12 protein-coding genes are annotated in these 13,605 nt (G+C 60.2%); 4 read left to right on the plus strand and 8 right to left on the minus strand.

All coding sequences use genetic code 11. The features are described 5' to 3' along the window. The first annotated feature begins 61 nt into the window (after window positions 1-61). The 4 genes from PQQ96_RS03085 (at window position 62) to lhpH (ending at window position 3,244) form a co-directional block, all read left to right on the plus strand. Complete coding sequence (locus tag PQQ96_RS03085; protein WP_408288625.1) at window positions 62-310, plus strand: LysR family transcriptional regulator; 249 nt, start codon at window positions 62-64, stop codon at window positions 308-310. Further along, window positions 246-935: an amidohydrolase family protein gene (locus PQQ96_RS03090; protein WP_408288589.1), complete on the plus strand. Its 690-nt coding sequence runs from the start codon at window positions 246-248 to the stop codon at window positions 933-935. Before PQQ96_RS03085 ends, PQQ96_RS03090 begins: the two co-directional genes overlap by 65 nt. Window positions 936-1,076: 141 nt before the next feature. Beyond that, window positions 1,077-2,198, plus strand: a complete 1,122-nt coding sequence (locus PQQ96_RS03095) for a branched-chain amino acid ABC transporter substrate-binding protein (protein ID WP_408288591.1) — start codon at window positions 1,077-1,079, stop codon at window positions 2,196-2,198. A gap of 38 nt (window positions 2,199-2,236) precedes the next feature. After that, window positions 2,237-3,244, plus strand: a complete 1,008-nt coding sequence (lhpH, locus tag PQQ96_RS03100) for a trans-3-hydroxy-L-proline dehydratase (RefSeq protein ID WP_408288593.1) — start codon at window positions 2,237-2,239, stop codon at window positions 3,242-3,244. 118 nt (window positions 3,245-3,362) lie between these two features. On the opposite strand, the gene PQQ96_RS03105 is transcribed toward lhpH, so the two are convergent. The 8 genes from PQQ96_RS03105 to PQQ96_RS03140 all read right to left on the minus strand — a co-directional run bounded on the left by PQQ96_RS03105 (window position 3,363) and on the right by PQQ96_RS03140 (window position 13,547). Continuing rightward, on the minus strand, window positions 3,363-4,685 hold the full coding sequence (locus PQQ96_RS03105; protein ID WP_408288594.1) for an NAD(P)/FAD-dependent oxidoreductase: 1,323 nt from the start codon (window positions 4,683-4,685) through the stop codon (window positions 3,363-3,365). After that, on the minus strand, window positions 4,685-5,977 hold the full coding sequence (locus PQQ96_RS03110; RefSeq protein ID WP_408288596.1) for an NAD(P)/FAD-dependent oxidoreductase: 1,293 nt from the start codon (window positions 5,975-5,977) through the stop codon (window positions 4,685-4,687). The genes PQQ96_RS03105 and PQQ96_RS03110 overlap by 1 nt, the downstream gene beginning before the upstream one ends. 73 nt (window positions 5,978-6,050) lie before the next feature. Continuing rightward, on the minus strand, window positions 6,051-7,631 hold the full coding sequence (locus tag PQQ96_RS03115; RefSeq protein ID WP_408288598.1) for a DUF3138 family protein: 1,581 nt from the start codon (window positions 7,629-7,631) through the stop codon (window positions 6,051-6,053). Window positions 7,632-7,669: 38 nt separating this feature from the next. After that, window positions 7,670-8,578, minus strand: coding sequence for an ABC transporter permease subunit (locus tag PQQ96_RS03120; protein ID WP_408288601.1), 909 nt, complete (start codon window positions 8,576-8,578; stop codon window positions 7,670-7,672). Beyond that, the gene (locus PQQ96_RS03125) at window positions 8,575-9,546 is read right to left on the minus strand and encodes an ABC transporter permease subunit (RefSeq protein ID WP_408288603.1); all 972 of its coding nucleotides are present in this window, start codon (window positions 9,544-9,546) and stop codon (window positions 8,575-8,577) included. The genes PQQ96_RS03120 and PQQ96_RS03125 overlap by 4 nt, the downstream gene beginning before the upstream one ends. Then, window positions 9,543-10,706, minus strand: coding sequence for an ABC transporter ATP-binding protein (locus PQQ96_RS03130; RefSeq protein WP_408288605.1), 1,164 nt, complete (start codon window positions 10,704-10,706; stop codon window positions 9,543-9,545). The genes PQQ96_RS03125 and PQQ96_RS03130 overlap by 4 nt, the downstream gene beginning before the upstream one ends. A 209-nt stretch (window positions 10,707-10,915) precedes the next feature. Beyond that, window positions 10,916-12,037, minus strand: a complete 1,122-nt coding sequence (locus PQQ96_RS03135) for a polyamine ABC transporter substrate-binding protein (protein ID WP_408288606.1) — start codon at window positions 12,035-12,037, stop codon at window positions 10,916-10,918. Between the two features lie 73 nt (window positions 12,038-12,110). Further along, on the minus strand, window positions 12,111-13,547 hold the full coding sequence (locus PQQ96_RS03140) for an aspartate aminotransferase family protein (RefSeq protein ID WP_408288609.1): 1,437 nt from the start codon (window positions 13,545-13,547) through the stop codon (window positions 12,111-12,113). Window positions 13,548-13,605 lie beyond the last annotated feature (58 nt).

The following is a 13,605-nucleotide window of genomic DNA, read 5'->3' on the forward strand; positions in this document are numbered from 1 at the left end:
CTCGCGATGTCCTTGAGCTATCTTGCGGCTCTACTACAATCTGGATAGCACGCCGCACGCCATGGCTCTCTCTCCGTTGCCTCCACTCGCATGTCTTCAAGCATTCGAAGCTAGCGCCCGTTATCTGAGCTTCACTCGCGCGGGGCAGGAACTGCACCTGTCCACCAGTGCCGTGAGCCGTCAGATATCTCAACTCGAAGAATTCCTCGGGCGCCGGCTATTCGTGCGGGAGCACAATCAAGATCATGGCATCGGGCGGTGTCGCTTCGCCCAACGACCCCATCACCAACACGCAGTATTCGGAGGATGAAATCCGGGCCGCGGTTCAGGAAGCGGAGGCTGCCGGCACTTACGTGATGGCGCACGCCTATACCGCTCGCGCCGTCCGGCGTGCCGTCGAGTGCGGGGTGAAATGTATCGAGCAAGGCAACCTCATCGACGAGGAGACCGCCCGTCTGCTGGCGGAGCGCGGCGTCGCGGTTGTGCCCACCATCGCTACGCTCGACCGTCTGGTTGAACAAGGTCCCGCACTTGGTTTCCCCGCTGAGTCGCTCGCCAAGATTGAGGGCGCACGCTCCGTCGGCCGGCAGGCGCTTGCGCTGATGGCGCGCGAAGGCGTGAAGGTCGGGTTCGGCTCGGACATGCTGGGTGAACTGCACCCCTTCCAGTCCGACGAGTTTGCGGTCCGGGCAGAAATCGTCGGCAACGTTGAGGCCATCCGGTCGGCAACGTGCGTTGCCGCCGAACTCACGGGTGAAAGAGGCGTGCGGGGAACGGTCGCTGTCGGCGCTGTGGCTGACCTCATTGTGGTCGACGGTGACCCGATTGAGGACATTTCCCTTCTGCTTGGGCAGGGCGAACACATTCCCGTGGTCATCAAGGCTGGCGTGTGTATGAAGGAAGCCGGCCGACTGTTCGAGCGGGTCGCAGAGTGAACTGCTGGCGCGCGGCATCGGTCGCGCGCACCGTTTGCACTCAATATCCTCCCAGCATCATTCGCGGCGGACTGTGTTTAGATTGTGTATGCCCCAGATTTCCAATAATCTGGCTTCTCTTTCAGCCAATTGGAGTCAGGAATGCGCCGCATTGCAACAATAATGGCCACCTTGCTGGCCGCTGGTTTTACCTTGTCCTCAAGTGCCCAGGTCGTGGTCACTATCGGTCATTCGGCACCTCTCACGGGGCCTCAGGCACCAAATGGCAAAGACAACGAGAACGGCGCTCGCCTCGCCGTTGATGAACTGAACAAGGACGGCGTCACAGTTGCGGGACAGAAGGTCACCTTCAAACTGGATTCGGAAGACGACCAGGCAGACCCGAAAATCGGTGTGCAGGTTGCACAGAAGCTCGTTGACAGCGGCGTCGTCGCCGTCGTCGGACCATACAACTCGGGTGTAGCCATTCCCGCATCGCGAGTCTTCAATGCTGGCGGTGTGCCGATGTTGCCGGTCGCGTCTAACCCGGCTCTGACGAAGCAAGGCTTCAAGAACATTTTCCGTATTGGCGCGAGCGACGAACAACTCGGCGGCACGATGGGGCAGTTCGCTGCGAAGACGTTGAAGGCCAGGACTGCAGCAGTCATTGATGACCGCACCGCTTATGGTCAGGGCGTCGCGGAACAGTTCATCAAGACGGCGAAGGCCAACGGTATCCAGATTGTCGACCAGGAGTTCACCAATTCGACAGCCACCGACTTTCTTGGGATTTTGACCACCATCAAGGCCAAGAACCCGGACGTGATTTTCTTTGGTGGTTATGCAGCGCAGGGGGCCCCGATGGCAAAGCAGATGCGTCAACGTGGACTGCGTGCGAAGCTGCTCGGTGGCGATGGCATTTGCTCCGCTGATATGGGCAAGGTCGCCGGCGATGCTGCGTCTATCGTCTACTGTGCACAAGGCGGTGTCGCACTTGAGAAGACGGCGGCAGGTCGCGAGTTCCTGCAGAAGTACAAGGCTGCCTACAACATTGATACGCAGGTCTACGCCGTCAGCTACTACGACGGTGTGAAGTTGCTTGCCGACGCTATGATGAAGGCGGGGACGACGACCGACAAGGCGAAGCTGACCGCTCAACTCGCGAAGGAAAACTACAAGGGAGTCGCCGGGACATATTCGTTTGACGAGTATGGTGACCTCAAGGGCGCTCCGACCACCGTGTACGTCATCAAAAATGGTTTGCCGGTTCCGTACGGCGAGTAAAAGCAACACCGCACACCTACCGACTTCATGAAGCAAACATGAAAATCACGCGCACCATCTCGACTGTTGAAGTCCACACCGGCGGTGAAGCATTCCGCATCGTTACCAGCGGTCTGCCGCGTCTTCCTGGCGATACTATCGTCAAACGACGCGCGTGGCTGAAGGAGAACGCCGACGAAATTCGCAAGGCGCTGATGTTCGAGCCTCGCGGTCATGCCGATATGTACGGGGGTTACCTGACGGAACCGGTGAGTCCGAACGCGGATTTCGGGATCATCTTCCTGCACAACGAGGGTTACAGCGACCACTGCGGGCATGGCGTCATTGCGCTGTCCACAGCAGCGGTCGAGCTGGGCTGGGTGCAGCGTCAGATACCGGAGACGCGCATTGGTATCGATGCACCGTGTGGCTTCATCGAAGCGTTCGTTCAATGGGACGGCGAACACGCGGGTAATGTCCGCTTCGTGAACGTGCCGTCGTTTGTCTGGAAGAAGGACGTCACGGTTGAGACGCCGTCGTTCGGGCCGGTGACCGGCGATATCGCTTTCGGCGGCGCGTTTTATTTCTACACGGACGGGCAGCCACACGGTCTCGAAGTGCGTGAGTCCTCGGTGGAAGAGCTTGTCCGTTTCGGTACGGAGGTGAAAGCGGCCGCCAATGAGGCGTTTCCGGTCGAGCATCCGGAGATCCCTGAAATCAACCACATCTATGGGACCATCATTGCTAACGCGCCCCGTCATGCGGGCTCCACGCAAGCCAACTGTTGCATCTTTGCAGACCGTGAGGTTGACCGTTCGCCCACGGGCTCTGGAACCGGCGGACGTGTTGCGCAGCTCTATCTGCGCGGAGAGCTCGGGAAAGACGATACGCTGGTGAACGAGTCCATTATCGGTACCGTTTTCAAAGGACGTGTCCTGAGCGAAACCACCGTGGGTGATTTCAAGGCCGTCATCCCGGAAGTCGAAGGCAAAGCTTTCGTATACGGTTTTGCCAATTGGATAGTGGATGAACGAGACCCGTTGACATACGGGTTCCTCGTTCGATAGAGCAATTGCGGTAGGGGTACCAGGTTGGCGCGTGTCGCTGAGCAATCAGTCTCGCGCCTTTTTTCGTGGCAACGCCAACCTGACTGCACACGCTGTGCATGAGGCACCCGAACACCGCCTAAAACAACTCCAGAATCCGGTGATACATCATCCCAAGCTCTAGCGCCGGTCCACGCAACGCTGGCCCACCAGGAAAGCGCGCATGCCGCAACTGTGCGAACAGATCGAAGGCGGCCGTCTCACCGGCCATGGCTTTGGCAATCACGCGCCCGGCAATCCCGGTCAACGCCACACCGTGCCCCGAAAAGCCCTGCACGTAGAAGTAGTTCGGATCGATCGAACCGAAATCGGGCGCGCGATTGCGCGTCACGTCGACGAAACCGCCCCACGCATAGTCGATTCGCACATCGCCGAGTTGCGGAAACACGCCGATCATGCGCCTGCGAATCTCTTCGCCCAGCTGCACGGGCGATGCACCGGTCGAACTTGCGCGCCCGCCGAACAGCACGCGGTGATCAGCCGACAGGCGGAAATAATCGAGGAAGAAGTTGTTGTCGCAAATCGCCTCGCGCCCTTTAATCAGCGCATCGGCGCGCGCTTTACCGAGCGGCTCCGTGGCGACGATATACGAGGCAATCGGCGCGATGCGCGCGGCCACCGGTGCGGGCAACACATCGCCGATCGTCGCATTGCCGCACGCCGCGACGAAACGGCAGCGCACTTCGCCGCTAGCGGTCCGCACAATAGGGCGCGCACCACGCACGACTTCGATCACCGGCGAATGCACGAACAGTTGCGCACCTTCACGACGTGCTGCATCGGCGAGACCAAGGCAGTATTTGAGCGGATGCAGATGACCGGAAAACGGATCGTAGACGCCCGCCAGATAGCGTTGCGAAGCGACGCGTGAACGCACTTCATCGGTATCGAGCCACGAGAGCTTCGTATAGCCCCAGCGTTGCGACGCCGATTCCATCCACGAACGCAAATCCGGCACGCGTTTTGGCTTGGTCGCCACCGTCAGATAGCCGGCGGTGAAATCGCAATCGATGCCGTAGCGTTCGATACGCTCGCGCACCAGGCCCACGCCTTCTACCGACATGGCCCACGCCGCGCGTGCACCGTCGAGCCCAAGTTGCCGTTCGATGATCTCGTCTTTCGCGAAACCGACCAGCGTCTGTCCGCCGTTGCGGCCCGATGCGCCCCAACCGGGACGATGCGCATCGAGTACCACCACCGACAAGCCGCGCGCCCGGCATTCCAGCGCCACCGACAAACCGGAGAAGCCCGCGCCGATCACGCAGACGTCGGCCTCCAGCGTGCCGTCGAGGGTTGGGTCGTCGGTAAGCGGACGGGCCGCGCTCGCTTCGTAGTAGGAGTTGGCGATCAGCGCATCGGCGCGGCGGTCGAGGGTGTTAAAGCCAGGAGTCGGAGCATTCATCAAAGCAGGTCCTTCATTCGATACCAGGCCATCGCAAGCACGAGGGCAGGGGTGCGCAGTGTAGCGCCGCCCGGGAAGTCGCGGTGCCGAATCTTGCCGAACAGATCGAAGCGCGATGCCTGGCCGTCGATCGCTTCCGCAATCAGTTTGCCCGCAAGCCCGGTGGTGTTCACACCGTGCCCCGAGAAGCCCTGCGCGAAATACACCGTAGGCGAGAGCCGACCGAAATGCGGCGCGCGATTCATCGTGATGTCGACAAAACCGCCCCATGCATAGTCGATTTTGACATCGTCGAGTTGCGGGAAGGTCCTCAGCATATCGCGGCGCATCGCTTCACCGAGATTGCGCGGCGCGAACGTCGAATAGCTGACTTTACCGCCCCACAGCAGGCGATTGTCCGGCGCAGGCCGGAAATAGTCCAGTACGAAGCGGCTGTCGCACACCGCAGCTTTCGCCGGCATCAGCGCTTCGGCGCGATCGGGGTCGAGCGGTTCGGTGGCGATCACATAGGTGCCGACCGGCATGATCTTGCTGGCGAGATCCGGCGCGAGTTGGCCGAGATAGGTATTGCAGGCGAGCACGACGAATTGCGCATTAACTTTGCCGCGCGCGGTTTCGGCCACATGCCGGCCGTTCTCCACACGCAACGCGGTGACGCAACTGTCTTCGAAAATCTGTACGCCGGCCTCGCGTGCCGCGCGGGCCAGACCGAGCGTGTAATTCAGAGGGTGCAAATGGCCGCTGTCGGCGTCGAATAATCCGCCGAGGTAGCGCTGCGATTGCACATACTCGCCGACGCCATCGGCGTCGACATAACTGAAGTGGTCATAGCCGAAGCGTTGTTGCGCTTCGTCACGCCATTTTTGCAGCGCATCCGTATCGCGCGGCTTGTTCGCCGCGGTCAGATAACCGATGGTCAGATCGCAATCGATCTGATGCTTCGCGACGCGCTCCTTGACGATATCCAGGGTTTCGAGCCCCATGTCCCAAACACGCTTCACGTCATCCGCGGGCATGAACTTGGCGAATGTATCGATATCGCAGGCGAAACCGCCGATCAACTGGCCACCGTTGCGGCCGCTCGCGGCCCATCCGACTTTCGATGCTTCGAGCACCGCCACCGAGTGACCGCGTTCGGCGAGATTCAAGGCAGTCGAAATGCCGGTGAGTCCTGCGCCAATCACACAGACGTCGACATTGAGCGTCTCTTCGAGCGGGGGATGGCGTGTGGTGTCGTTAGCGGTTGCTGCGTAATACGAGGCGACGTGAGGCTGGTTTGAGAATCGGAGCATAGGCAGAGCATGCAGAAGAGGCCTTGGCGCGTGGCCCGCGGTCAAGCCGGGCCACGCGATGAGGCGGGTCGTTTTAGAACGAGTAGATGAGTTGCGTCCCGAGCAGATCGTTGGACTTGCCATACGAACCGTCGTTCTTCAGGAACACCTGCTTGTTGGCCCAGTCGTGGCGATATTCCACCTTGACCGTGATCTGCTGGGTCGGATAGAACAACAGATCGAGCGAGACGTCCTGATGGGTTGCGCCCTTGCACTCGAAGCCGAGACCGCCGCTCGCCTTCGAATTGGCGAGACAGTCCGCGCCGATACCGAAGCCGTCCGCCGTGTCCATGCCGTTCGAATTCAACGCAACGCCACCGCCGCCGCCGCCGTTCTTGCTGTCAACCAGCACGTCGTAGCGTGCAGTCGCGCCCATGCGGCCCACAACCGGCAAGGTGAACTTACGGTGTGCGAGCAACGACAGACCGTACCACTGCGCCTGGCCGCCGTTGAACGCGGCGTTCTGCTGCTGGCCGTAGTCGACTTCGGCGTTGTACGTCACGTCCGCCAGCGTGTAGGCCATGTCCGCTTCGCCGAAGAAGAACGTGCCGAAGGCGCTAGGTGCCTGACCGCCCACACCGTACACCGGAATGGTGTTGCCGTTCACGTTCTGCGTGGCGGCGGAGAGCGTCTGACGACCGATATTGAACGAACCGCCAATATCCAGCGCGCTCGACCACGTGTAGTCGAGACGAGCCGTGAAGGTCGGGATCTTGTTGCTGCTGGTGATCGGGTCGCCCAGCGCATTGGTGCCGGTCTGCACCACCGAGCCATACGTGCGGTACTGTTCGTTGCCCAGCATGAACTTCCATGCCCAGTTGCTGTTGTCACCCGTGTAGTTCACGCCGACGCCGATATAGCTACCCGGATCGGAGAAGTCATACAGCAGGTTATGCGTGAGCGTCACCATCTGGTTCGACTGCTGCACTTCATAGCCGCCGAAGCTCGGCATCAAACCGGCTACGAAGGTCGTGGTTGCCGTCACCGGCACGGTCACGACCGCCGTATTCAGAATGTTGTTGCCGATGTTGCCGTGTTCGTTCTGCAGCAGCGTAATACCGTTGCCGCGGTTCGGCATCAACGTGATTTCGGCCGACGGCGCCATCGGGCCGACACCGAAGGTCTTCTTGATGTCGAGGTACAGATCGCCGAACGTACTGTTGAAGTAGTTGTAGCTGCTTTCGTGGTTCGCGAACAGGAACGACGAGCTGCTTGCCGCGCGGTTATAGATGTAAGTCGGATCGATATAGCCCGTTACCGACAGACCCGCGATCGGACCGGTATTCTGCGCGTCCACCAGCGAATCGACCTTCAACTGCTGGTTGGCGATCTGCTGCTTCATCGAGTCGACCTGATCGTTGGTCAGCGTCGCCTGTGCCTTGCCGTAATCCGGCGACGAGATGTCGACCGGCGCAGCAGCCACTGCCGGGGCAGGGGCCACCACCGCCGCGGCCGCTTTCGGCTTGGTCGCCACCTCGGAGCGCAACTGCTTCACCTCCTTTTGCAGCGCGTTGAGCTGGGCCTGTAGCGCCTTGATCTGGTCGCTGGTGGCGTCTGCCATGGCCATGCCAGGCAGACTCCCCGCCACCAACAGACAGATGAGCTTCTTTCTCATGCAAATTCTCCTTATTGGTCGTATTGCAAAAGGACTTCTTATGCGCTTGCCGTATCGAGCGATTTCCGTACGGCGGCTTGTTGTGGTGCTAACGGCAACGGGTCGGCGTCGGCGAGTGCGAAAGCCATCTGCATGTCGCGGTTGCGCTTGCGTTCGCGTATCTGCATCCAGCGGTTGACGGCGATCACGCCGATCGTCACCGTGGTGATGAAGATCGTGGCGAGCGCATTCATTTCCGGATTCAAACCGAGGCGCACACGCGAGAACACGACGAGCGGCAGCGTGGTCGAACCGGGGCCCGAGAGGAACGCGGACAGCACGAGGTCGTCGAAAGACAGCGTGAACGACAGCAGCCAGCCGGACATCAACGCCTGCGAGATCAACGGCAGCGTGATCAGGAAGAACACCTTGAAGGGTGTGGCGCCGAGATCGAGCGCGGCTTCTTCGAGCGACTTGTTGAGCTCCTTCACCCGCGATTGCACGATGATCGCCACGTACGAAACGCACAGCATCACGTGACCGATCCAGATCGTGAAGAGGCCGCGGCCCTTCGGCCAGCCGAGCATCTGTTCGAGCGCGACGAACAGCAGCAGCAGCGAGATGCCCTGAATCACCTCAGGAATCACGAGCGGTGCGTTGATCATCCCGGCGAACAGGGTGAAGCCGCGAAAGCGTCCGAAGCGGGCCAGCACGAACCCGGCCCACGTACCGATGACGACGGATGCAAACGCGGTCAGCAGACCGATCTTCAACGACAGCCACGCCGCATTGAGCAGTTCGTCGTCCTGCAGCAGGGCGCCGTACCACTTGAGCGAGAAGCCGGACCAGACCGTCACGAGCTTCGACTCGTTGAACGAGTACACCACCAGACTGATGATCGGGATATACAGAAACAGAAACCCGAACGTCAGCACGCTATTGGAAAGCGTTCTATTAGGCTTGATCATTTTGCGCCCTCCAGTTCCTTGACCTGGTAGTACTGGAACACGGCCATCGGCACGAGCAGCAGCAGAACCATGGCGACGGTGACAGCGGATGCCATCGGCCAGTCCATATCGTTGAAGAATTCATCCCACATCACGCGGCCGATCATCAGTGTGTCGGCGCCGCCGAGCAGCTCAGGAATCACGTACTCGCCGACCGCCGGAATGAACACCAGCAGACTGCCGGCGATGATGCCGTTCTTCGACAGCGGCAAGGTGATGCGCGTGAATGCGGTCCACGGTTTGCAACCGAGGTCGTAGGCCGCTTCGAGCAGCGTCAGATCCATCTTCACCAGGTGCGCATACAGCGGCATCACCATGAACGGCAGGTAGGAATAGACCATGCCGATATAGACGCCAATATCCGTGTGGTAGAGGCGCAACGGTGAATGAATCATGCCGATGGCCATCAGCGTGTGATTGAGCAGGCCGTCATCCTTCAGGATGCCGATCCATGCATAGACGCGGATCAGGAACGATGTCCAGAACGGCAGCATTACACCCATCATCAGCAGGTTGCGTTTCGCCGGCTCCGAGCGCGCGATGTAGTACGCAATCGGATAGCCGATGATCAGGCAGAAGAAGGTCGAGATCGCCGCCATCTTCAGCGAGCTGATGTACGTGGCGACGTACAGATCGTCCTGAAGCAGGAACGCATAGTGGCCGAGCTGCATTGCCAAATGCACCATGCCGTCCTTGACCGTCACCAGATCCGTGTACGGCGGAATGCCCAGGCGCAGATCGGCGAAGCTGATCTTCAACACCAGCACGAACGGCAACGCGAAGAACACGAAGAGCCACAGGAAGGGCACGCCGATCACGGTCGTGCGTCCCGATGGCACCAGTGCCGAGAGGCGTTTTTTCAGGGAGCCGAGCAGCCGGCTGCCGGACGGCGCGCCGAGCGCCGCAGGGGAGGTAGTGGGATTACTCATTGCGTCAGCACCACGCCGCTTGCCGGCGACCAGTAGACGAACACGTCGTCGTTATAGGACGGCGCACCTTCGCTCATCAGGTGCGAGCTGGAGAGATTCGACACGACCGTCTTGCCGCTCGGCAGACGCACGTGATACAGCGAATAGCTGCCCATGTACGCGACATTGGAGACCACGCCGCGCGCCCAGTTGTGCGGCGTCGAGGGCTTGTCGAGCGAGACTTTAATGCGTTCCGGACGCACCGAGATGCCCACCGGCATGCCGAGCGGGCCGGTAATGCCATGGCTCACGTAGATGTTCGATTCGAGGTCTTCGCTTTCGACGAAGATGTGGTCCGGTTCGTCCGCGACCACGGTGCCTTCGAACAGGTTGGTCGAGCCGATGAACCCTGCCGAGAAGCGGCTGTTCGGAAACTCGTACACCTGGTTGGGCGAGCCCACCTGCACGATGCGGCCTTCGCTCATCACCGCGAGGCGCCCGGCCATCGTCATGGCTTCTTCCTGATCGTGCGTCACCATCACGCAGGTCACGTCGACTTTCTCGATGATGTTCACCAGTTCGAGCTGGGTTTTCTGGCGGATCTGTTTATCGAGCGCCGACATCGGCTCGTCGAGCAGCAGCAGCTTGGGGCGCTTGACGAGCGAGCGGGCCAGCGCCACACGCTGCTGCTGTCCACCGGACAACTGATGCGGCTTGCGTTGCGCGTATTTGCTCATCTGCACGAGATTGAGCGCGTCGGCAACACGTTCCTTGATCTCGTTCTTCGGCGTGCCTTCCTGCTTGAGACCGAAGGCGATGTTGGCTTCGACGCTCATGTGCGGGAACAGCGCATACGACTGGAACATCATGTTGACCGGCCGCTTGTACGGCGGCATCGCGGCGAGGTCTTCACCATCGACGAAAATGCGCCCGGAGGTCACCGTCTCGAGCCCTGCGAGCATGCGCAGGAGCGTGGACTTGCCGCAGCCTGAGCTGCCGAGCAGCGCGAACAATTCGTTCTTCGCAATGCTCAGGTTGACGTTATCGACAGCGGTGCTGTCGCCGAATTTTTTCACGACATTTTCGATGCGAACGAATTCGTCCGATTTCGATTTTGTCGTCGGTGCGGGGCGGGCCGTCTGGGCGGCGCCGGCCGTGCTTTTTAGGGTCGTCGAGTTCATGATGTAACCATTCCTTGCGGATCGCGGGCGCAAGTGTCTCCATACGAGGCGCGGGAAGCGGCTCGCAAGATGCGCTGCGACCAGAAAACAGGGGACTGCGCGCGGGTGGGACGCTAAAAGCGCGCAGGCTGACTACCGTTACTGCCATTCATGCGCTCAGGGTTCGAGCGATCCCTGAGCGCGGGATCGATTCTTTCTAGTCGGGTTTATTAATGACCGGTTTTAAGCTGCGCCCAAAGACGGTTTTCAAGGCGCAGAATATCGGTCGGCACTGGCTTCATCAGCGTCATCTTGCTCAGCACTTCGTCGCCCGGATAAACGGTCTTGTCCTGGCTGACAGCGGGCGTGACGAACTGGCGCGCGGCCTTGTTCGCGGTCGGGTAGAACACTTCGTTGGTGATGGCAGCGTTGACCTTCGGATCTTCGATGTAGTTGATCCACTTCAGTGCGGCTTCAGGATGCGGTGCGTCCTTCGGGATCACCATCACGTCGAACCACAGCAGGCCGCCTTCCTTGACGTTCGAGAATTTCACTTCGTATGAACGCTTGGCTTCGGCGGTGCGGCGGGCGGCAATGCCGACGTCGCCCGACCATGCCACCGCGACGCAGATGTCGTTGTTGGCGAGGTCGTTGATGTAGCCAGACGAGTTGAACTGGGTGATATACGGGCGGACTTTCTTCAGCATTTCGAACGCTGCCTGATAGTCAGCCGGGTTTGTGCTGTTCGGATCCTTATGCAGGTATTGCAGCGCGGCAGCGAAGACATCGACGGGCTGATCGAGGAACGACACGCCGCAACCCTTCAGCTTCGACAGATTGGCCGGTTCGAACACCAGTGCCCAGCTATCCACCGGGGCATTGGCGCCGAGCGCCTTCTGCACGGCTTGCACGTTGTAGCCGACACCGTCAGTGCCGTAAGCCCAGGGCACACCGTACTGGTTGCCCGGATCGGCATCGGTAATCATCTTCATCAACACGGGGTCGAGGTTCGCTAGGTTCGGCAGTTTCGACTTGTCGAGCTTCATGTACACACCGGCCTGAATCTGCTTGGCCATGTAGTTCGACGTCGGCACCACGATGTCGTAACCGGAGCTGCCCGCGAGCAGTTTGGCTTGCAACGTATCGTCGCTATCGTAGTTGTCGTATTTAACGTGAATGCCGTCCTGCTTCTCGAAGTTCGGAATCGTGTCCTTCGCGATGTAGTCCGACCAGTTGTAGACATTCAGTTCCGTGTCGGCCGCAAGGGCCGGCGTAACCGACAACGCCGCAAAACCTGCGAAGGCGAGAAGCGCGGCCCCCGCGACCGCATGACGAAGATGACAAACGCTCATGGTTTTTTCCCTTGATGTGAAGAACCGGCATGAGCGCTAATCGTGGGTGTGCCCATGCCGGAACGAACTGCCGTTACGAAATTCCGAGTTGTTGTGCGGTCGCGTCGATGGCGTACTTGGCCTTCGCAACGATCTCGTCGATTTCCAGCTTGTTGATCACGAGCGGCGGCGACAGCAGCATCCGGTCGCCGGTGGCGCGCATGATCAGGTTGCCGTTGAAGCAGAAGTCGCGGCAGATCGTGCCGACTTCGCCGCCATTGGCGAAACGCTTGCGCGCTTTCGGGTCTTCTGCGAGTTGCAGACCGGCGACCAGACCCGCGCCGGAGATTTCACCGATGATCGGGTGATTGGCGAAGGTGTCACGCAGCTTCTTCTGGAAGTACGGACCCGTGTCGGTCTTGACGCGCTCGACGATCTTCTCGTCGCGCAGCAGTTTCAGATTGGCCACCGCTACGGCTGCCGCCACCGGGTGACCGGAGTAGGTGAGGCCGTGATTGAAGTCTCCGTTCTCGATGATCGCTTTGGCCACACGATCATGCAGGCCGACCGCGCCCATCGGCACATAGCCGCTCGTCAGACCCTTGGCCAGCGTGATCAGATCCGGTTCGAAACCGAAGTGCTGATGCGCGAACCATTCGCCGGTCCGGCCGAAGCCGCCGATCACTTCGTCGGCGACCAGCAGGATGTCGTACTTGCGGCAGATGCGTTGGATTTCCGGCCAATACGTCGAGGCCGGGAAGATCACGCCGCCGGCGCCCTGGAAAGGCTCACCGATAAACGCGGCCACGTTGTCCGCACCGATTTCGAGAATCTTCGCTTCGAGTTGCTGCGCACGGGCGAGAGCGAATTCTTCCGGCGTCAGATTGCCTTCTGCTTCGCCGAAGAAATACGGCTGGTCGATATGCACGATGTTCTCGACCTTCGAGGGCATCTGTTCGTGCATGTAGCCCATGCCGCCCAGCGTGCCGCCTGCGATCGTCGAACCGTGATAGCCGTTCTTGCGCGAGATCACGAACTTCTTCGAATGCTTGCCTTGCGTCGCCCAGTATTGGTGGACGATGCGCAGCACGGTGTCGTTGCCTTCCGAGCCGCTGTTGCAATAGAAGAAGTGGTTGAACGGTTCTGGCGCGAGCTCCGCGAGCAAGGCCGACAGTTCGATGACCGGCGGGTGCGTCGTTTTGAAGAAGGTGTTGTAGAAGGGCAGTTCCTGCATCTGGCGGTACGCTGCGTCGGCCAGTTCCTTGCGGCCATAACCGACGTTCACGCACCACAGACCGGCCATGCCGTCGATGATCTTGTTGTCTTCCGAATCCCACAGGTACACGCCCTGTGCCTTGACGATCACGCGGCTGCCGGCGCGATTGAGCGAGCCCATATCCGAAAACGGATGGATGTGGTGCGCGGCGTCGAGCGCGCGGTACTCGGCGGTGCTGCGTTTTGCGGCCGGCGCTTGGGCGGCGGGTAGGACCGCCGGTTGCACGTAAGCGACTTCTTCTGTTCTGTAGCTCATACTGCCTCCAGTTTTTCTGCCATTGCGGGTGACGTCTTTGGGGCGAGGGTTTGAAACC

Origin of the sequence: Paraburkholderia sediminicola, from assembly GCF_046027825.1 — a bacterium.
Taxonomy (GTDB): Bacteria; Pseudomonadota; Gammaproteobacteria; order Burkholderiales; family Burkholderiaceae; genus Paraburkholderia; species Paraburkholderia sediminicola_D.

Excerpts from the sequence above, each read along its gene's own strand:
- PQQ96_RS03085 (WP_408288625.1), top strand. The coding sequence starts at position 62 with ATGGCTCTCTCTCCGTTGCCTCCACTCGCATGTCTTCAAGCATTCGAA.
- PQQ96_RS03090 (WP_408288589.1), top strand. The coding sequence starts at position 246 with ATGGCATCGGGCGGTGTCGCTTCGCCCAACGACCCCATCACCAACACG.
- PQQ96_RS03095 (WP_408288591.1), top strand. The coding sequence starts at position 1,077 with ATGCGCCGCATTGCAACAATAATGGCCACCTTGCTGGCCGCTGGTTTT.
- lhpH (WP_408288593.1), top strand. The coding sequence starts at position 2,237 with ATGAAAATCACGCGCACCATCTCGACTGTTGAAGTCCACACCGGCGGT.
- PQQ96_RS03105 (WP_408288594.1), bottom strand. The coding sequence starts at position 4,685 with ATGAATGCTCCGACTCCTGGCTTTAACACCCTCGACCGCCGCGCCGAT.
- PQQ96_RS03110 (WP_408288596.1), bottom strand. The coding sequence starts at position 5,977 with ATGCTCCGATTCTCAAACCAGCCTCACGTCGCCTCGTATTACGCAGCA.
- PQQ96_RS03115 (WP_408288598.1), bottom strand. The coding sequence starts at position 7,631 with ATGAGAAAGAAGCTCATCTGTCTGTTGGTGGCGGGGAGTCTGCCTGGC.
- PQQ96_RS03120 (WP_408288601.1), bottom strand. The coding sequence starts at position 8,578 with ATGATCAAGCCTAATAGAACGCTTTCCAATAGCGTGCTGACGTTCGGG.
- PQQ96_RS03125 (WP_408288603.1), bottom strand. The coding sequence starts at position 9,546 with ATGAGTAATCCCACTACCTCCCCTGCGGCGCTCGGCGCGCCGTCCGGC.
- PQQ96_RS03130 (WP_408288605.1), bottom strand. The coding sequence starts at position 10,706 with ATGAACTCGACGACCCTAAAAAGCACGGCCGGCGCCGCCCAGACGGCC.
- PQQ96_RS03135 (WP_408288606.1), bottom strand. The coding sequence starts at position 12,037 with ATGAGCGTTTGTCATCTTCGTCATGCGGTCGCGGGGGCCGCGCTTCTC.
- PQQ96_RS03140 (WP_408288609.1), bottom strand. The coding sequence starts at position 13,547 with ATGAGCTACAGAACAGAAGAAGTCGCTTACGTGCAACCGGCGGTCCTA.